This is a genomic window from Altererythrobacter epoxidivorans (assembly GCF_001281485.1).
Lineage (GTDB): Bacteria > Pseudomonadota > Alphaproteobacteria > Sphingomonadales > Sphingomonadaceae > Erythrobacter > Erythrobacter epoxidivorans.
The window spans coordinates 994,192-1,011,399 of record NZ_CP012669.1 but is presented as its reverse complement, the minus strand read 5'-3'; the positions used below and the strand labels follow the sequence as shown (position 1 = coordinate 1,011,399).

Here is a 17,208-nt window from a genome sequence, read left to right as displayed (position 1 = left end):
AGCTTCCGAAGTCGGGCCTGTCATCCGACAAATGAAAAGAGGCTGGCCTGCAGTGCAAGCCAGCCTCCGGATCAGTTTGCGTCGTTATCAGAAGTTGAAAACGAAACCGGCAGTGCCGCGCAGGGTGTCGAAGCTGATCGTGTCGACGTTCACGCGGAAGGCGCCCTGGCCAACCGGGAAGTCTGCACCGATGCCGACGAGGTAGTCGCCGCCGGTGTCGTCAACGTCGTCTTCGAGACCGCCGAGGTCCATGTCGAGCAGTTCCTCAACGTCGATGTCGACCCACTGGTAGCCACCACGAACGTAGTACTTCGCGCCGCCTTCCGAGCGGAAACCGAAGCGTGCCGAAGCGCCGTATTCGGAATCGACAGCACCGGTGCCGAGGTGGAAGTTGCCTTCAACACCAGCGAAGGTGGTCGAACCCATGGGGAAATCAACGCCGCCGACAACGCCGAAGATCACGGCAGAATCGTCGACTTCGATGCCGAAATCTTCAGCAACGTCATCTGCACCGAGGTCATGCAGACCGGCCGAAAGACCGACATAAGCTTCCGAAGTAGCTTCCTGTGCACTGGCGACCGACGGGGCAGCAATTGCAACAGCGGCTGCAGCCGTCATCAGAGCAAGCTTTTTCATGGTACTTGTATTCCTCCTAAATGAGATCTTTTTGCTTCCATCCCGAGGAAGCAACGCCGTTTTGATCAGGCGCAACTTTCATTTAGGTGAACGATATTTCCGGACAATCCGATTATTCGCGCAAACGCCATCCGGTGCGAAATATAACCGTAATAGTTGCAATACAGACACATAAAAACACGAGTGTCAGGCCGAAAGATATCCCTATCGGCACATCCGATACTCCGTAGAATGTCCAGCGCAGGCCGCTCACAAGAAAAGCGATGGGGTTGGCGAGCGCGATCTTGTCCCAAGGCTCGGGCAGCATATCGATGGAGTAGAATGTCCCTCCGAGAAATGTCAGCGGCATCAGGATCAACATCGGAATGATGCCGAGCTTTTCGAAGCTATCGGCCCAAACACCCAGGATAAAGCCAAACAGCGAGAAACTCGCCGCGACCAGCAAGATGAAGCCGATCGCCAGGAATGGATGAACTATGGTGTAATCGACGAACAGGTGAGCGGTCCCAAGAATGATCGCCGCCAGGATCAGGCTTTTCGTAGCCGCGGCGCCGACGAAACCGATAAGCGTTTCCGCAACACCAACCGGGGCAGAAAGCAATTCATAGATCGTCCCGGTGAAGCGGGGCATGTAGATCCCGAAACTCGCATTGCTGGTCGTCTCGCCCAGCAAGGTGAGCATCAGCAGACCCGGTATGATGAATTGCGCATAATCGACGCCCAGGATTGGTGGCATCCGCCCGCCAATCGCCGAGCCGAACACGATGAAATAGAGCGAGGTCGTCAGGACCGGAGCGAGGATCGATTGGAAGGCCGTGCGGAAGGCCCGCATCAGCTCTCGCGTGTAGATCGACCAGGCGCCGCGGAGGTTGAAATGCCTCATGCCTGCCCCTCCCCGCCATCGGCCACCAGCCCGACGAAGATATCCTCGAGCGTGCTTTCATGAATATCGATCCCGTCGTAGTCGATCCCTGACGCGACCAGCAGTTTGGTCAGCTCTGCAACCTCGGCCTTGCCCTTGCCGGTACCGTCTCCTCCGCGATAGCAAAGCGAGTGACCATCGTCGGCCAGTTCCACCGGCAAACGCGCGATCGCGTCGGGAAGTGATGTAAGCGGCGATGTGAGCGAAATGACTGCCTCGGTCCTGCCGAGGCGCGCCATCATGGCATCCTTCTCGTCCACCATCAGCACCCGCCCCTTGTTGATCACGCCGACACGGTCGGCCATTTCCTCGGCTTCCTCGATGTAATGCGTCGTCAGAATCACGGTCGTCCCGCGCGCGCGCATGGCGGCGATCTGCAGCCACATGTCACGGCGGAGCTCGACATCGACACCGGCGGTCGGTTCGTCCAGGAACAGCAGGTCCGGTTCGTGCGCCATCGCCTTCGCAATCAGCACTCGCCGCTTCATCCCGCCCGAAAGTTCACGGATCTGCGAATCCCGTTTGTCCCACAGGCTGAGCGAGCGGAGCACTTCCTCGATGCGCGCACTGTCCGGCGGATGACCGAACAGGCCCCGCGAATAACTGACCGCGTGGATCACCTTCTCGAACATATCGGTCGAGAGTTCCTGGGGGACAAGGCCGATGCGCGACCGGATTTCACGCCAGTCCCGCCGCATGTCGAGACCGAATGCCTTGATTGTTCCGCTGCTCGGCCGGACAAGACCGCAGACGGATCCGATCAGTGTGGTCTTGCCCGCGCCATTCGGGCCGAGAAGCGCGAAAATTTCGCCTTTTCGAATTGTCAGGTCGACACCGTCGAGCGCCTTCAATCCGCCGCGGTAGGTCTTGGTCAGCCCTTCAAGCTGCAGGATCGTTTCGCTCATCTGACCCGATTACGGGAGCAGAAGCGACGAGTCACCATAGGAATAAAAGCGATAGCTGTTCGCAATCGCATGGGCATAGACTTCCTGCATGCGCTCGCGCCCCATCAGTGCGCTCACCAGCATGAACAGGGTCGATTTCGGCAGGTGGAAATTGGTCATTAGCCCATCGATGGCCTTGAACCGATAGCCTGGCGTGATGAAAATCGAAGTATCGCCTTCGAACGGCATGATCGTTCCATCGTCACGCGCAGCACTTTCGAGAAGCCGCAGCGATGTCGTCCCGACCGAGATTATCCTCCCGCCTGCGGCACGCGCCGCATTCAACCTGTCAGCTGTTTCCTCGCTGATGGTTCCCCATTCGGCGTGCATCCGGTGGTCGTCCGTATCGTCCACTTTCACGGGCAGGAAAGTACCCGCGCCGACATGCAAAGTAAGCGTTTCCGACCTTATTCCTGCATCCTTCAATGCAGCCAGCAATTGCGGCGTAAAATGGAGAGCGGCTGTCGGAGCAGCGACTGCCCCATCCTTTTCCGCAAACATCGTCTGGTAGTCTTCGCGATCCTGCTCGTCCGTCGGACGCTTGCCCGCGATATAGGGTGGCAAAGGCATGCGCCCGGCGCGTTCCAGCAAAACCTCGACCGGCTCGTCGCCGCCAAAACACAGCGAGTAACTGCCGTCGTCATGGCGAGTTTCCGCAATGGCAGTCACACCGCCGCCAAAGACGAGTTGATCCCCCTCGCGTACGCGTTTCGCATTTCGGATGAAAGCCTGCCAGCGCCGCAGATCGATGCGCTTGTGCAGCGTGGCGCCTATCTTGGCCTCACCCCGCATTCCTTCCAGTTGCGCCGGAATGACGCGGGTGTCGTTGAAAACGAGGACATCGCCTACACGCAGGAAAGACGGCAGGTCGCGCACGCCCGCATCGATCAGAGGCTGGTCGCCACCTTTCGCAACGAGCATGCGCGCAGCGTCCCGCGGTTTCGCAGGACGCAGGGCTATCAATTCTGTCGGTAAATCGAAATCGAACAGGTCAACACGCATGGCACGCCCACTAGGCCCGCCGAAGCGCGTTGAAAACCCTACTCGCTGATCGGCGCGCTCAGCATCTCGGCTGAAATGTCAGTCGGCCTCGGCGCAGTCTGCCGGACGACCGGAACCGGTTTGTCATCCGATGCGATCGACGCCTGTACGATGCGGGTCGGGTTCGCCGGCGGTTCGCCACGGACAATCGCGTCAACGCCGCCCATGTTCGAGATCACTCGGCCAAAGTTGGTATAACGCTTGTCGAGGCTGAAACGCGGATAGAACACGATGAAGAACTGGCTGTTCGCGCTGTCTTCCGAAGCTGCGCGAGCCATCGAGACCGTGCCACGCAGGTGCGGCATCGGGTTGAATTCTTCCTTCAGGTCGGGAAGTTCGGAGCCACCCTGACCTGTTCCCGTCGGATCGCCGCTCTGCGCCATGAAACCGTCGATCACGCGGTGAAAGATGATCCCGTCGTAGAAACCCTGGCGGGTAAGCGTCTTGATACGCTCGACATGGTTGGGCGCCCAGTTGGGCATCAGGCGGATCATCACGCGCTCGCCATTGGAAAGGTCGAGCACCCAGATATTGTCGCGGTCTTCGGCTGCGTCGAAATTCAGCTTGTCATAGGTTCTGGGAGCCTGGGGCGTCGCTGCCGCATCTTCGGAAGACGCCTCATCCTGAGCGAAACCGGCCTGCGGAGCCGAAAGGAGCGCGAGCGTCGCTGCCGCAGCAAAAATGTTCTTCAGCATGTGTGCCTTCACGTAAAAACAGTTGTCTCAATGTCGGTTGGCGGTCTAGCCGCGCCAGACTTGCACTGCAATGAATGATCTGGAGCGCTCAACAGCCGCGATCAATAATCGCCCAGCTGGCCCTTCGCCTTCACCCGCTCGATCACGTCCTCGCAAACCGATTGGCTCACGAAAGGCGTGATGTCGCCGCCGAACAGGGCAATTTCCTTCACCAGCTTGCTGGCGATCGGCTGGAGTGAAACATCCGCCATCAGGAATACAGTCTCGATTTCATCGTCGAGTTGCTGGTTCATGCCGGCCATCTGATACTCGTATTCGAAGTCGGCAACGGCGCGCAGACCGCGGATCAGGACGTTGGCGCCCTGTTTCTGCGCAAACTTGACCAGCAATGCGTTGAAACCGACCACCTCGACATTGTCGAGACCGAGCGCGCCGACTTCCCGCTCGACCATCGAGAGGCGTTCCTCGGTCGAGAACATCGGGTTCTTCGACGGGTTCGTCGTCACCCCGATGATCAGCTTGTCGACCAGCTTGCTGCCGCGGCGGATGATGTCCGCATGGCCGAGCGTGATCGGATCGAAAGTGCCCGGATAAATGCCGATGCGTTCAGTCATCTGTCCCTCTCCACGATAAACCGGGCAATCGACCGAAGCAGGTCCGCCTCAGGTCCATATCCCGAAAGATGCCCGATCGCTTGGTCGACCAGCGCGCGTGCCTGTTCCCGTGCCTTGTCCGCCCCCATCAGGGTCACGAAAGTCTGTTTCCCCTGCTCCTCGTCCTTCCGCAAAGCCTTGCCGGCCTTCTCCTCGTCACCTTCGACGTCGAGCAGGTCATCGGCGATCTGGAAGGCAAGCCCGATATCGCGGGCATAGGCGTGTAGGTGATTGCGGCCTTCCGGCGGAACATGGCCCAGGATGGCGCCCATTTCGACAGATGCCGCCAGCAGCGCGCCTGTCTTCAACTGCTGCAGGCGGGTCACGGTATGCAGATCGTAATCTTCATCCTCGGCGACGATATCCATCATCTGTCCGCCCGCCATACCGTCCTTGCCGCTTGCCTTGGCCAGGCATTCGACGAGCTGGGCCCTGACGAAGGGGTCGCCGCTCATGTCCGGGTCCGACAGGATTTCGAACGCCATGGCATGAAGGCAGTCACCCGCGAGGACCGCCGTCGCGTCATCATAGGTCTTGTGCACGGTCGGATGGCCATGCCGCATGTCGTCATCGTCCATGCACGGCAAATCGTCGTGGATGAGCGAATAGACGTGGATGGATTCGACCGCGCATCCTGCGCGAACGGCCTGATTGCGATCGACGCCGTACAATTCCGCAGTTGCGACGACGAGCAGCGGCCTGATCCGCTTGCCTCCGCCAATCGCCGCGTATCTCATCGCTTCGACCAGCCGCGCGCGGGTATCCTGCGGGACCGGCAGTAGCGCATCGAACAGCGAATCGACCTCGGCTTGTATCTGACCGAGAGCGTCCGACAGGCTTTGCGATTCGGTCGTCATGTCCACAATCAGACTTCTTCGTCGAGTGGGCGGGTGCCAACGGCCTGACCGGACTGATCGGCCACAATGCGCTCGATCCGCTTCTGGGCCGAATCGAGCCTGGCCTGGCAATGCTTCCGCAATTCCTCTCCGCGTTCATACAGAGTGATCGAGCGGTCGAGCGGAACGTCGCCGCGTTCGAGCTGCTGAACGATCTCTTCGAGCGCACCAAGCGCCTGTTCGAAGCTCATCGTCGAGATATCGGTATCCGCGCCTGCGGTTTCAGGGTCTTCCATAAAGGCGAGCATTGACCGGCACCGCTCTGGCGGTCAAGGCTAACGAAAAAACAGGGGACAGACTCGCATGCAATACGTGATCGCTTACATCGTGGCGGCCATCGCTTTCGGCATTCTGGATTCAATCTGGTTGCGCTGGGCCGGGCCCAATCTCTATCGCCCGGTGATAGGCGAGATGATGGCAGACAGCTTCCGTGTCGTGCCGGCGCTCCTGTTCTACGTGATTTATCTTTTCGGAATGGTCTATTTCGCAATCCGGCCCGGCCTGGAAGCAGGCAGCGTTGTAAGCGCCATGCTGAATGGCGCGATCCTCGGCGCACTTTGTTACGCGACATTCGACCTGACCAGTCAGGCCGTTTTCAAGACCTGGTCCTCCTATATCTCGGTCATGGATATCGCATGGGGCGCGGTTGCAACCGGCGCAGCATGCGCTGTCGCGACCGCAATTACTCTCAAGGTGACCGGCTGAGCCGATGTTCATAGGTCACTTCGCGCCCGCCTTTGCCGCGGCAGCCGTTTCGTCGAGAGCGCCCAAGCTCGCCACCCTGTTCATCGGTGCCCAACTGGTAGATTGGGCATTCTTCACGCTCGCGATCTTCGGCGTCGAGAAAATGCGGATCACCCCCGGCATCACGGCGATGAACGGGATGGATCTTTATCACATGCCTTACACTCACAGCCTGCTCGGCAGTGGTGTGTGGGCATTGGCGTTCGGCCTGCTCCTGTTCGTTTCATATCGCCAGCTCGTCCCCGCCCTCCTCGGCGCCATTGTCGTGATGTCGCACTGGGTGCTCGACTGGCTGGTGCACCGGCCAGACCTGACACTGGCAGGCAGCCCGCCGAAAATGGGGTTGGGACTGTGGAACTATCCCTGGATCGAGATGCCGCTCGAGATCATCCTGACCCTCGCGGCTTTCGTGTGGTTCCTGCGAACGACCAAGGGACCGATCGGCCCTGCGATCATCCTGATTATCGCACTGTTCGCAATGCAGGCGATCGACTGGTTTGGCGGCGCTCCCCAGCAGGCGGGCATCGGTCTCTACGTCCTGGCGCTGGTGAGCTATGCGATTGCGACCGCGCTCGCCTGGTGGGTGGACGACACGAGGTGGCATAAACGGCAAGTTGGGCTAGCGGTGCCAAGCATGCCCCGCTAAGGGCGCGGACATGTCAAACGCCGCCGAATCCATCACGCCCGAAATCGTCGAACAGCACGGCCTTTCGCCGGAAGAGTACGAGCGCGTCCTGCACGCCCTTGGCCGCGAGCCCAATCTGGTCGAGCTCGGGATCTTCTCGGTGATGTGGTCGGAGCATTGCTCCTACAAATCCTCGCGCCTGCATCTGAAGAAGCTGCCGACAGAGGCGCCGTGGGTCATCTGTGGCCCGGGCGAGAATGCCGGCGTGATCGACATCGGCGACGGACAGGCCGCCATCTTCAAGATGGAGAGCCACAACCACCCGAGCTACATCGAGCCTTACCAGGGTGCCGCGACCGGCGTAGGCGGCATTTTGCGCGATGTGTTCACCATGGGCGCACGCCCGGTGGCGAACGCCAACGCGCTTCGTTTCGGACGGCCCGACCATCCGAAAATGCAGCACTTGGTCAAAGGTGTCGTTGCCGGAATCGGCGGCTATGGTAACTGCGTGGGCGTGCCGACCGTCGCAGGCGAAACGAATTTCAACCCCGCTTACGACGGCAACATCCTCGTCAACGCGATGACCGTCGGCGTCGCAGATGCGGACAAGATCTTCTACTCGGCTGCCACTGGCGTAGGCAATCCGATCGTCTATGTCGGTTCGAAAACCGGGCGCGACGGCATCCACGGCGCGACCATGGCTAGCGCGGATTTCGAGGAAGATGCGGAAGCCAAGCGCCCCACCGTCCAGGTCGGCGATCCCTTCACCGAAAAGCTTCTGATCGAAGCGTGCCTCGAACTGATGGCGACCGATGCCATTGTTGCGATCCAGGACATGGGCGCAGCGGGCCTCACCTCCTCCAGCGTCGAAATGGCGACCAATGGCAAGGCCGGCATCCGCCTCGACATGGACAAGGTCCCCTGCCGCGAAACGGGTATGACGCCATACGAGATGATGCTCTCGGAAAGCCAGGAGCGCATGCTCATGGTGCTGAAGCCCGGCAAGGAGCCGATGGCAGAGGCAATCTTCAAGAAGTGGGAACTCGACTTTGCCGTTATCGGCGAAGTGACCGATACGCAGCACATGGTGCTGGAATTCGGCGGCGAAGTCGTGTGCGACATTCCGCTCGGGCCGCTCGCGGCAGACGCACCGGAATATGACCGTCCCTATCTATCGAAAGAGGATTACACCGCCTGGGCCGGTATCACGCCGATGACCGACGCGCCCGACACGGACGATGTGGGTGCCGACCTGCTCAAGATGATGGCGCACCCCAACCTTGCCTCGCGCCGCTGGATTTCGGAGCAATACGACAGCCAGGTGATGGGCGATACGCTGCAGACCGGCGGCGATGCCGGCGTCGTGCGGGTTCATGGCACGAAGAAAGCGCTCGCGATCAGTACCGACTGCACGCCGCGCTATGTCCATGCCGACCCCTATGAAGGCGGGAAGCAGGCCATCGCCGAAGCATATCGCAACCTTTGCGCGGTCGGGGCACGCCCCTTGGCCGTGACCAACTGCCTCAACTTTGCGAACCCGCAGCGACCAGAGATCATGGCGCAGTTCGTTTATGCTCTCGAAGGCATGGGCGATGCATGCCGGGCGCTCGACTTCCCGATCGTTAGCGGCAACGTCAGCCTCTATAACGAAAGCAAGGCGACGGGCGGCGGCAGCGCGATCCTTCCGACCCCCGCCATCGGCGGCGTGGGCATCATCGACGACTATGCGCAGATGATGACGCACGGTTTCAAGAACGAAGGCGATGCGATCTACATGCTGGCGCCGGAATTCTGGGCGCGGCCGGATACGACCCGCTCACACCTCGGCAAGTCGCTGTGGCTGGATATCGTCCACAACCGCGACGATGGCCGTGCCCCGCCGGTCGATCTCGCCGCAGAACTCGGCGCAGGTCAGATCATTCGCCGCCTGATCGAAGCCGGACTGGTGAACGCCGTGCACGATTTTTCCGACGGCGGCCTCGCAGTCGCGCTTGCCGAAATGGCGCTGGCCGGTGGCTTGGGTGCCGACGTGCAGGGTAGCGAGAATTACACCGCGGCGCAGTGGTGGTTCGGTGAAGACCAGTCGCGATATGTGATGACTGTAAGCGCGGACAAGATCGACGCTTTCAACCGCACCCTGGCCGAAGGACCGGAAATCGCAGAGGCCGAAATGGTCGGCTTCTACCGTGTCGGTACAGTCGGCGGAGACAGCCTGCTGGGTGTATCGCTTAAGGACCTTCGCGAGGCCCACCAGAGCTTCTTCAAGGACTGGATGGAAGCGTAACGCCTCAGGCAGCCGCCGCCTGCGGCTGCATCAGGTCGTCTTCGAGGTAACCCTCGGCTTCCAGTTGCGCGAGGCACTGGCGGTAGATAACCGGATCGCCAAGGTTCAGCCGCTTGCGGGCAGCATCGTAATCTTCGCGCATCAGCGCTTCGATATCCTCGTGCGCGATACGTCCGGCAGCGCGCCCGATCCGCCGGCCCTCGCTCACCGCGGCCCGCAGAGGCGCGGTGGTCCCGGTCGATTTGCGGATCTCGTTAGCGCCTGCATAGGCGATGAAGAGAATGCCGAGATTGTGGTTCTGCTCGTAACTGTAGCCGAGCAGGCAGGCCTCGCCCAAGGCATCGCGCCCATATCCGGTCAGCACGTGGAACAGGTCGTGCGTGTCGCGCAGGCGCTCGAAATACCATTCGGTCTGATCCTGCAGCCGGGCCTCTGGCGGCTGCCACTTATGGCTTTCAGCCACCAGTCCCGCAGCCGACAGCCCTTCGCGTTTCATGAAGCGGATATAATGCTGAGCAACGCTGTTCGGGCCGCAATCGGCCCATAATGCGTGATCGTCGAGATGCGAGGGAATGCTCCATTCCCGCTTCATCATCGCCTGCCCCTTGTCGGAACGGATGAAATCCCACGCCTGCTTGTGGCTCCTGCGTCCCTTGGTCGCCTCGATGATGTGGAAGACCTGTTCGGTATCTTCCTTGTCGGCGACGAGCTGGCGGAAATGCTTCCAGACCTTCAACGGGTGGAAACCCGAAGTCTTGCGTTCGGGGTGGACCAGTGGACGATCGATAACAGGCATGGCGCTCTCTTCGTTCATTCGCAGGTGCGTATCAAACTGATACTTACAACAATGTAAATTGTCTGTCCATCGCATCCAAATTGCATGGCTGGTCTTTCGCGCGGGATTTGGCGATCATGCTGGTGATGAAAGATCACGACCAGATACCTTACGCCCTTCCCGAGATCACCGATGCGGAGCGCATCGCCCGCGCACGAGCGGCGCGGGACAGGTTGAAGCAGCGCCGGACCTGCCGCTTTTTCTCCGACCGGGACGTCCCGCGAGAAGTGATCGAAGCCGCGATCGAGGCGGCCGGAACCGCCCCTAATGGCGCCAACCACCAACCCTGGCATTTCGCTGTCGTCTCCTCGCCCGAAAAGAAACGCGCGATCCGCGAGGCAGCCGAGGCCGAAGAGCGAGAGTTTTATGCCGGCAAGGCTAGCGATGAATGGCTCGGCGCGCTCGCACCGCTAGGCACGGATTCGGACAAACCATTCCTTGAAACCGCGCCGTGGCTGATCGTTGTATTTGCGCAGCGCAAGGGTGGTATCGAGGAAGATGGCGAGACGCAGAACTATTACGTCACCGAAAGTGTCGGGATCGCCTGTGGCATGCTGATTTCAACCCTGCACGAGGCGGGCCTTGCGACCTTGACGCACACCCCCTCGCCCATGGGCTTCCTGCGCCGGATTTGTGAACGCCCGGACCATGAAAAGCCGCTGATGATTGTCGTTGTCGGTCATCCCACCGCTGATGCGACGGTGCCGGCGCATGCGATGCGCAAGAAACCGCTGGGGCAGATTGCCAGCTGGCTCTAGCCGGCGACCCAGTCGCTTTCGGGGATGTTCAACAGCTTCAGGATCGAGGTCAGGTCGCCCCGATCGATCCGGCCATTGGCGGCTGCACGCGCCTTTGCCTTGGCTCGGTAGGCGATGCCATAATCCGCAGCTTCGATCATCGGGATGTCGTTCGCGCCGTCGCCCGTTGCCAGCGACAGGGCATTGTCGCCGAGCGATACCAGCTCTTCTTCAAGGACGCGCTTCTTTACGGAAGAATCCGTGATCGCCCCGACCAGTCCACCGGTCAGCTTACCATCGGCAACCGCCAGGCGATTGCCGACGACCCGCTCGAAACCGAGCTGCTCGCCAACCGGGTCTGCGAAGTGGTGGAAACCACCTGTGACCAGGACCGTGCGGCAGCCCTTCGACCGCAAAGTCCTGACGAGGGTGCGTGCACCCGACATTGGTGAGATCCGTTCGTCCAGGCATTGTTCGATTGCGCTTTCGTCCAGCCCTTCGAGCAGGCCGACCCGCTCACGCAGGGCACTCTCGAAATCGAGTTCGCCCTGCATCGCGCGCTCAGTGATCTCTGCAATTTGCGGCTTGATACCGGCATAATCGGCCAGTTCGTCGATGCACTCCTGCCCGATCATGGTGGAATCCATGTCGGACACAAACAGGCGCGGGATCGCGATATCACCCTTCGACACGAGCATATCTGCAGGCGAGAAATATGTGTCGAGCACCTCGAGAAGTGCATCGATCCTGCCCGACGCCAGCGAAATCTGGAGCACATCCCCGCAGAAATCGAGCATTCCGGCCATGGCAATTTCCATGCCCTGATCGGCAAGCGCAGCCTTTGCGGCGTCGAGGCGCGTTTCCAAGGTGGCTGGGTCTGCTATCAGGCGGGCAATGAGCAAGCGGGAATCTCCAGTGAAACAATCGGTCGCGCTCATCGCAGGGCCAACCGCCAGCGGCAAGAGCGATCTGGCCGTGAACCTTGCTATCGGCCTGCAAGATCAGGGTCGGCGGGCCGTGGTAATCAATGCCGACAGCGCCCAGGTCTATTCCGATCTTCGCATCCTCAGCGCCCGCCCTTCGGCAGATGACATGCGCGGGATCGAACATCGCCTGTTTGGCACATGGGACGGGGCGACCGCCTGTTCGGCTGCCGATTGGGCCGCTGCGGCAAAGCGCGAAATATCTTTACTACATGCCGAAAATGCCGTGCCGATCCTGGTGGGCGGCACCGGACTTTACATGCGGACTTTGCTCGACGGGATCGCGCCAGTCCCCGAGATTGACCCCGAAGTTCGCGCCGTTGTCCGAAACATGACAGCCGGTGAACTGTATGCGGCGCTCGGGGTCGAGGACGCGGAGCGTGCCTCCGTGCTCGACGCGGCAGATGTCCAACGCCTGTCGCGCGCTCTCGAGGTGGTACGGTCGACCGGACACCCCTTGTCCCATTGGCAGCAGCAGATGGAGGGCGGCATTGCAGACGAGATCGACCTGCATCCGCTCGTCCTGCTCCCCGATCGCGACTGGCTTTATGAACGATGCGATCGTCGTTTCTCGCTGATGATGGAGCAAGGCGCGCTTGGTGAGGTCGAGGCACTCTTGGCTCGGTCTCTCGACGCCTCCCTGCCCGTCATGAGGGCGATAGGCGTGCCAGAGATCGCATCGCATCTTAAAGGCGAGCTTGCGCTGGATGAAGCCATTGCCGCTGGCCAGCAAGCCACGCGCAACTATGCCAAGCGGCAATATACATGGTTCCGTCGACAGCCGCCCGAAAATTGGCCACGATGCGAGTCAGAGAATTATACCTGGAGCACTCATTTCGCACGATTATTGCGTTATTAATTGTTGACACGATAGATTCTAACGCATAGCGAGCACCCACGACTGGCCCGGTGCTACCCATGCATCGGGCCGCATTCATTATGGCAGAGACGGCAAAACGTCGTCCGCGCAGGAAGGGAAAGTATTGTGGCACAGGAGCGCAGCGGCACAGCCATCCTGGTCGATTGCCTAGTCGAACAAGGGGTCGAGTACGTCTTCGGCTACCCGGGCGGTGCCGTGCTGCCCATCTATGACGAACTGTTCGATAACGACCGTATCCGCCATGTCCTGGTGCGTCACGAAGCTGGCGCTGCCCATGCTGCGGAAGGTTACGCACGCTCGACCGGCAAGCCCGGCGTCGTCCTCGTTACGAGCGGACCAGGTGCGACGAATGCCGTAACCGGCATTGCCGATGCCTTCCTCGATTCCATCCCGCTCGTCGTCATCACGGGACAGGTCCCGACGGCACTGATCGGCACCGACGCCTTCCAGGAAGCCGACACCATCGGCATCACGCGTCACTGCACCAAGCACAATTTCCTTGTGAAGGAACCGGCCGACCTCAAACCGACGCTGGAAGAGGCGTTTCGCATTGCGACCACCGGCCGCCCTGGTCCCGTGGTCGTCGATATTCCCAAGGATGTGCAGATCGCCGTCCCCTCGTTCAGCCGCGAAGGAAACGGTTCGGCGACCCACCGATACCAACCCCAGATGGTCGGTGCGATCGAGGACATTGCCGAAGCAGTCGAGCTGCTGGCGAAGGCAGAACGCCCCGTCTTCTATACCGGTGGCGGCGTCATCAATTCGGGTCCACGCGCTACGGAATTGCTGCGCAAGCTCCAGGACCTGACCGGCGCACCGGTTACCTCGACCCTGATGGGCCTTGGCGCATTTCCTTCGGACCATCCCGACTGGCTCGGTATGTTGGGCATGCACGGCACTTACGAAGCGAACATGGCGATGAACCGCTGCGACCTGATGGTCTGCATCGGCGCGCGGTTCGACGACCGGGTGACCGGAAGGCTCGACGCCTTCAGCCCGGATTCGACCAAGATCCACATCGATATCGACCGCAGCTCGATCAACAAGACCGTCGCGGTCGACCTGCCGATCGTCGGCGATTGCGCGCACGTCCTCGAACAGATCATCAGCGTCTGGGGCGACCGCAAGGCGAATGACCTCAGCGAATGGAACGCACGTATCATGGGATGGAAGGCGCGCGACTGCCTCGCCTATCCGGAAAAATCCGACCTGATCATGCCGCAGAAGGCGGTCGAACGCCTCTTCGCCCTGACCAGGGATCGCAACCCCATCATCTCGACCGAGGTTGGCCAGCACCAGATGTGGGCCGCGCAATATTTCGGCTTCCGTGATCCGAACAAGTGGCTGACCAGCGGCGGCCTCGGCACGATGGGCTATGGGCTGCCCGCCGCCATCGGGGCTCAGCTCGGAAATCCCGACGATCTGGTGATCGACATCGCGGGCGAGGCCTCGATTCAGATGAACATCCAGGAGCTGGGTACGGCGAGCCAGTATCGCCTGCCGGTGAAGGTGTTCATCCTCAATAACGAATACATGGGCATGGTCCGCCAGTGGCAGGAACTGACCTACGAAAGCCGCTATTCGAACAGCTATTCCGACAGCCTCCCGGATTTCGTGAAGCTGTGCGAAGCATACGGCTGGAAGGGCATTCGCATCCATGACGAAAGCGAACTGGACGCCGGCATCCAGGCGATGCTCGATCACGATGGCCCGGTCATGGTCGACTGCCTCGTTTCAAAAGAGGCGAACTGCTTCCCGATGATCCCGTCGGGTGCGGCGCACACCGAAATGCTGCTCTACGGCGACCAGGTCGAGGGCACGATGGACGACGAAGCCAAGGCGCTGGTGTAAGGATCGACCCCATGAAAATTGCACAGGCAGCCTCGGAACGGCACGTTCTCAACATCACAGTCGATAACGAGTCCGGCATTCTCGCCAAGATCGCAGGACTCTTCACCGCGCGCGGTTACAATATCGACAGCCTGACCGTGGCCGACATCAGCGAAAACCACGCCGTCAGCCGCATCACCATCGTCACCAACGGCCCGCCGCAGGTGATCGATCAAATCGAAGCGCAACTCGAACGGCTGGTGCCGGTGCACAAGGTCGTCGACCTGACGCAGGCAGGCCCGCACGTCGAACGCGAACTCGCGCTGATCAAGGTATCCGGAAAAGGCGACGCGCGCGTCGAGGCGCTGCGCATCGCTGAGGTGTTCCGCGCCAGCGTGGTCGACACCACGACCGAAAGCTTCGTTTTCGAACTGACCGGCGCACCCGACAAGATCGACAGTTTCGTCACTCTCATGCGCGGCCTCGGTCTCGTCGAGGTCGGACGAAGCGGCGTCGTCGGCATGATGCGCGGCGCCGAAGGAGCTTAGGCTGCCATAAGATTTTATTCGTGGTCCGGGTGGACAACCGGGCCTAACCACCGCCTCGCTGTACTAGCGAACTCATCTGGGCCCCTGCCGCAGCAGGGGTGACGAGGGACAAAAGACATGAAAGTTTACTACGACGCCGATGCCGACCTGGGCCTGATCAAGGACAAGAAGATCGCCGTGCTCGGCTATGGCAGCCAGGGCCATGCCCACGCACAGAACCTGCGCGACAGCGGCGTGAAGGACGTCGCCATTGCACTGCGCGAAGGCTCCGCCACCGCAAGGAAGGCCGAAGGCGCAGGCTTCAAGGTGCTGAGCAATAGCGAGGCAGCCAAGTGGGCCGACATCCTGATGATCCTCGCGCCCGACGAACACCAGGCGGCGATCTGGGAGAATGACCTCAAGGGCAACATGAAGCCCGGCAGCGCGCTTGCCTTTGCCCACGGCCTCAACATCCATTTCGGCCTGATCGAAGCACCCGACGACATCGACGTGATCATGATCGCGCCGAAGGGGCCGGGCCACACGGTGCGCAGCGAATACCAGCGCGGCGGCGGCGTGCCTTGCCTGATCGCGATCCACCAGGACGCGAGCGGCAGCGCCCATGATGTTGCTCTTGCCTATGCCAGCGGCGTTGGCGGCGGCCGTTCGGGCATCATCGAAACCAACTTCAAGGAAGAATGCGAAACCGACCTCTTCGGCGAACAGGCCGTGCTTTGCGGCGGGATCACGCACCTCATCCAGGCCGGTTTCGAAACGCTGGTCGAGGCTGGATACGCCCCTGAAATGGCCTATTTCGAGTGTCTCCACGAAACCAAGCTGATCGTCGACCTGCTGTATGAAGGCGGCATCGCCAACATGCGCTACTCGATCTCGAACACTGCCGAATACGGCGACATCAAGACCGGCCCGCGCATCATCACCGACGAAACCAAGGCGGAAATGAAGCGTGTCCTGGCCGACATCACCTCGGGCCGTTTCGTGAAGGACTTCGTGCTCGACAACCGCGCAGGCCAGCCCGAGCTCAAGGCGAGCCGCAAGGCAGCCGAAGCGCACCCGATCGAAAAGACCGGTGCCGAACTGCGCGCAATGATGCCGTGGATCAGCGCCAATAAGCTGGTCGACAAGGAAAAGAACTGATCAAAGGAAGGCTGCCCCGGCCGCATGTCGATGACAGGCCGGTAACAGGGGTGTGCCTTCTTGAAACCAATCAATGGGCAGGCGACTTGTCCGTGTGAGTTCCACCATAAGGAGACACACGAATGATCCGCCTGCCCAAATTTCGTTATGCGCTGCCGCTTGCCGGCAGCATCGCCCTTGCCGCCGCATTCCCGCTCGTCGCGCAGCAATCGGTTTCGCTTCCCGGACAGGTCGACCTGTCCCGCGTCGAAGCCGGAACCTACGCAACCGACCCCGGTCACACATTGGTCGGCTGGCGAGTCAATCACTTTGGCTTCAATGACTATTTCGGCATCTTCGGATCGATCGAGGGTACGCTGCAACTCGATCCGGCCAATCCAGAAGCGGCCAAGCTTGATGTGACGATCCCGATCAATGAGGTCGCGCTCGCGTCTGCCGGTCTGAAAGAGCATCTCCTTCGCCCCGGCAAGGATGGCAAGGCACCCGACTTCTTCGGCCCCGATCCCGATACGGCGCGGTTCGTATCGACCAGCGTGACGCGCACCGGCGAAACCAAGGCCATGATCGTTGGCGACCTCACCATGAACGGTGTAACCCGCCCGGTTGCCATCGCGGCCGAATTTACCGGCGCGGGCGCCAACCCGATGTCCAAGGCCAAGACGATCGGCTTCGAAGGTCGAGCCGTGCTGAACCGCAGCGATTTCGGTCTCGCTACCTTTGTCCCGGTCGTTTCGGACCAGGTCGAACTCGAAATTTCTGCCGCATTCGAGAAGAAGTAACACGGCACTGCCAACGGCATCGCAACTCAACTCATTGAG

Annotated in this window: 19 protein-coding genes; 9 read left to right on the top strand and 10 right to left on the bottom strand. The window is 60.6% G+C overall.

The window, feature by feature from the left end:
• Positions 1-87: 87 nt before the first annotated feature.
• From AMC99_RS05150 to AMC99_RS05115, 8 genes are all read right to left on the bottom strand, one after another.
• Positions 88-636: an outer membrane beta-barrel protein gene (locus AMC99_RS05150; protein WP_061923673.1), complete on the bottom strand. Its 549-nt coding sequence runs from the start codon at positions 634-636 to the stop codon at positions 88-90.
• A gap of 112 nt (positions 637-748) precedes the next feature.
• Positions 749-1,519, bottom strand: a complete 771-nt coding sequence (locus AMC99_RS05145; RefSeq protein ID WP_061923670.1) for an ABC transporter permease — start codon at positions 1,517-1,519, stop codon at positions 749-751.
• Complete coding sequence (locus tag AMC99_RS05140) at positions 1,516-2,463, bottom strand: ABC transporter ATP-binding protein (protein ID WP_061923667.1); 948 nt, start codon at positions 2,461-2,463, stop codon at positions 1,516-1,518. Before AMC99_RS05140 ends, AMC99_RS05145 begins: the two co-directional genes overlap by 4 nt.
• Before the next feature lie 9 nt (positions 2,464-2,472).
• The gene (gene queA / locus AMC99_RS05135) at positions 2,473-3,504 is read right to left on the bottom strand and encodes a tRNA preQ1(34) S-adenosylmethionine ribosyltransferase-isomerase QueA (RefSeq protein WP_061923664.1); all 1,032 of its coding nucleotides are present in this window, start codon (positions 3,502-3,504) and stop codon (positions 2,473-2,475) included.
• Between the two features lie 38 nt (positions 3,505-3,542).
• Positions 3,543-4,238 carry a peptidylprolyl isomerase gene (locus AMC99_RS05130; protein WP_061923662.1) on the bottom strand — a complete coding sequence of 232 codons (696 nt, stop codon included), beginning with the start codon at positions 4,236-4,238 and terminating at the stop codon, positions 3,543-3,545.
• A 101-nt stretch (positions 4,239-4,339) separates the two neighbouring features.
• Entirely contained in the window at positions 4,340-4,852 is a 513-nt protein-coding gene (gene coaD / locus AMC99_RS05125; RefSeq protein ID WP_061923659.1) for a pantetheine-phosphate adenylyltransferase, read from the bottom strand.
• Positions 4,849-5,748 (bottom strand): polyprenyl synthetase family protein, encoded by a 900-nt coding sequence (locus tag AMC99_RS05120; protein ID WP_061927748.1) that lies wholly within the window; start codon positions 5,746-5,748, stop codon positions 4,849-4,851. Before AMC99_RS05120 ends, coaD begins: the two co-directional genes overlap by 4 nt.
• 8 nt (positions 5,749-5,756) lie before the next feature.
• Positions 5,757-6,023, bottom strand: coding sequence for an exodeoxyribonuclease VII small subunit (locus tag AMC99_RS05115; RefSeq protein WP_061927746.1), 267 nt, complete (start codon positions 6,021-6,023; stop codon positions 5,757-5,759).
• Positions 6,024-6,090: 67 nt separating this feature from the next.
• Between AMC99_RS05115 and AMC99_RS05110 the strand changes: the two genes are divergently transcribed.
• From AMC99_RS05110 to purL, 3 genes are read left to right on the top strand one after another with little or no spacing between them, the layout of a single operon-like run.
• Entirely contained in the window at positions 6,091-6,492 is a 402-nt protein-coding gene (locus AMC99_RS05110; protein ID WP_061923656.1) for a DUF2177 family protein, read from the top strand.
• A gap of 4 nt (positions 6,493-6,496) precedes the next feature.
• Positions 6,497-7,177 carry a hypothetical protein gene (locus tag AMC99_RS05105; RefSeq protein WP_061923654.1) on the top strand — a complete coding sequence of 227 codons (681 nt, stop codon included), beginning with the start codon at positions 6,497-6,499 and terminating at the stop codon, positions 7,175-7,177.
• 10 nt (positions 7,178-7,187) lie between these two features.
• Positions 7,188-9,440 (top strand): phosphoribosylformylglycinamidine synthase subunit PurL, encoded by a 2,253-nt coding sequence (purL, locus tag AMC99_RS05100; protein WP_061923651.1) that lies wholly within the window; start codon positions 7,188-7,190, stop codon positions 9,438-9,440.
• A 4-nt stretch (positions 9,441-9,444) separates the two neighbouring features.
• Here purL and AMC99_RS05095 read toward each other — a convergent pair whose 3' ends face one another.
• Positions 9,445-10,254 carry a ubiquinone biosynthesis protein COQ4 gene (locus tag AMC99_RS05095; protein ID WP_232301514.1) on the bottom strand — a complete coding sequence of 270 codons (810 nt, stop codon included), beginning with the start codon at positions 10,252-10,254 and terminating at the stop codon, positions 9,445-9,447.
• A 107-nt stretch (positions 10,255-10,361) separates the two neighbouring features.
• Here AMC99_RS05095 and AMC99_RS05090 point away from each other — a divergent pair, with 107 nt between their 5' ends.
• Complete coding sequence (locus AMC99_RS05090) at positions 10,362-11,033, top strand: nitroreductase family protein (RefSeq protein WP_061927742.1); 672 nt, start codon at positions 10,362-10,364, stop codon at positions 11,031-11,033.
• On the opposite strand, the gene serB is transcribed toward AMC99_RS05090, so the two are convergent.
• Positions 11,030-11,914: a phosphoserine phosphatase SerB gene (serB, locus tag AMC99_RS05085; protein WP_061927740.1), complete on the bottom strand. Its 885-nt coding sequence runs from the start codon at positions 11,912-11,914 to the stop codon at positions 11,030-11,032. The genes AMC99_RS05090 and serB overlap by 4 nt on opposite strands.
• Here serB and miaA point away from each other — a divergent pair.
• The 5 genes from miaA to AMC99_RS05060 all read left to right on the top strand — a co-directional run bounded on the left by miaA (position 11,907) and on the right by AMC99_RS05060 (position 17,169).
• On the top strand, positions 11,907-12,854 hold the full coding sequence (gene miaA, locus AMC99_RS05080; RefSeq protein ID WP_061923648.1) for a tRNA (adenosine(37)-N6)-dimethylallyltransferase MiaA: 948 nt from the start codon (positions 11,907-11,909) through the stop codon (positions 12,852-12,854). The two genes, serB and miaA, sit on opposite strands and share 8 nt — an antisense overlap.
• Before the next feature lie 126 nt (positions 12,855-12,980).
• On the top strand, positions 12,981-14,726 hold the full coding sequence (locus tag AMC99_RS05075) for an acetolactate synthase 3 large subunit (protein ID WP_061923645.1): 1,746 nt from the start codon (positions 12,981-12,983) through the stop codon (positions 14,724-14,726).
• A gap of 11 nt (positions 14,727-14,737) precedes the next feature.
• Positions 14,738-15,253: an acetolactate synthase small subunit gene (gene ilvN / locus AMC99_RS05070; protein ID WP_061923641.1), complete on the top strand. Its 516-nt coding sequence runs from the start codon at positions 14,738-14,740 to the stop codon at positions 15,251-15,253.
• A gap of 117 nt (positions 15,254-15,370) precedes the next feature.
• Complete coding sequence (gene ilvC, locus AMC99_RS05065) at positions 15,371-16,390, top strand: ketol-acid reductoisomerase (RefSeq protein ID WP_061923638.1); 1,020 nt, start codon at positions 15,371-15,373, stop codon at positions 16,388-16,390.
• A 122-nt stretch (positions 16,391-16,512) separates the two neighbouring features.
• Positions 16,513-17,169, top strand: a complete 657-nt coding sequence (locus tag AMC99_RS05060; RefSeq protein WP_061923635.1) for a YceI family protein — start codon at positions 16,513-16,515, stop codon at positions 17,167-17,169.
• Positions 17,170-17,208 lie beyond the last annotated feature (39 nt).

Excerpts from the sequence above, each read along its gene's own strand:
- AMC99_RS05150 (WP_061923673.1), bottom strand. The coding sequence starts at position 636 with ATGAAAAAGCTTGCTCTGATGACGGCTGCAGCCGCTGTTGCAATTGCT.
- AMC99_RS05145 (WP_061923670.1), bottom strand. The coding sequence starts at position 1,519 with ATGAGGCATTTCAACCTCCGCGGCGCCTGGTCGATCTACACGCGAGAG.
- AMC99_RS05140 (WP_061923667.1), bottom strand. The coding sequence starts at position 2,463 with ATGAGCGAAACGATCCTGCAGCTTGAAGGGCTGACCAAGACCTACCGC.
- queA (WP_061923664.1), bottom strand. The coding sequence starts at position 3,504 with ATGCGTGTTGACCTGTTCGATTTCGATTTACCGACAGAATTGATAGCC.
- AMC99_RS05130 (WP_061923662.1), bottom strand. The coding sequence starts at position 4,238 with ATGCTGAAGAACATTTTTGCTGCGGCAGCGACGCTCGCGCTCCTTTCG.
- coaD (WP_061923659.1), bottom strand. The coding sequence starts at position 4,852 with ATGACTGAACGCATCGGCATTTATCCGGGCACTTTCGATCCGATCACG.
- AMC99_RS05120 (WP_061927748.1), bottom strand. The coding sequence starts at position 5,748 with ATGACGACCGAATCGCAAAGCCTGTCGGACGCTCTCGGTCAGATACAA.
- AMC99_RS05115 (WP_061927746.1), bottom strand. The coding sequence starts at position 6,023 with ATGGAAGACCCTGAAACCGCAGGCGCGGATACCGATATCTCGACGATG.
- AMC99_RS05110 (WP_061923656.1), top strand. The coding sequence starts at position 6,091 with ATGCAATACGTGATCGCTTACATCGTGGCGGCCATCGCTTTCGGCATT.
- AMC99_RS05105 (WP_061923654.1), top strand. The coding sequence starts at position 6,497 with ATGTTCATAGGTCACTTCGCGCCCGCCTTTGCCGCGGCAGCCGTTTCG.
- purL (WP_061923651.1), top strand. The coding sequence starts at position 7,188 with ATGTCAAACGCCGCCGAATCCATCACGCCCGAAATCGTCGAACAGCAC.
- AMC99_RS05095 (WP_232301514.1), bottom strand. The coding sequence starts at position 10,254 with ATGAACGAAGAGAGCGCCATGCCTGTTATCGATCGTCCACTGGTCCAC.
- AMC99_RS05090 (WP_061927742.1), top strand. The coding sequence starts at position 10,362 with ATGAAAGATCACGACCAGATACCTTACGCCCTTCCCGAGATCACCGAT.
- miaA (WP_061923648.1), top strand. The coding sequence starts at position 11,907 with ATGAGCAAGCGGGAATCTCCAGTGAAACAATCGGTCGCGCTCATCGCA.
- ilvN (WP_061923641.1), top strand. The coding sequence starts at position 14,738 with ATGAAAATTGCACAGGCAGCCTCGGAACGGCACGTTCTCAACATCACA.
- ilvC (WP_061923638.1), top strand. The coding sequence starts at position 15,371 with ATGAAAGTTTACTACGACGCCGATGCCGACCTGGGCCTGATCAAGGAC.
- AMC99_RS05060 (WP_061923635.1), top strand. The coding sequence starts at position 16,513 with ATGATCCGCCTGCCCAAATTTCGTTATGCGCTGCCGCTTGCCGGCAGC.